Annotated in this window: 1 protein-coding gene; it reads right to left on the bottom strand. The window is 62.7% G+C overall.

Translation table 11 applies throughout. The features are described from left to right. Nucleotides 1-228: HNH endonuclease (locus tag ACYP5B_RS16855; protein ID WP_459570461.1), on the bottom strand; the 228-nt coding region annotated here is incomplete at both ends.

Raw genomic sequence — 228 nt, 5'->3', positions numbered from 1 at the left:
AAGCCCCGTGGTCTTCAGCGCGTTGTACAGCGCCCACCGGGTCGAATTGACGGCAGCAGCGTCGCGAAGCGGGGCCTTTGCCTTCGCCAGAATGCGTCTGAGGCGCTCCGGGTCCTTGCGCAGGAAATCAGAGAGCGGGCGAGCGGCCTTCTTCCTATTGCAAGGCACGCAAGCCAGTGTCAGATTGGAGACCCGATTCGAGCCTCCGTTTGCCCGGGCATCGATATG

This window comes from Cupriavidus sp. 8B (assembly GCF_054589115.1).
This window is presented reverse-complemented; position numbering and strand designations above follow the sequence as displayed.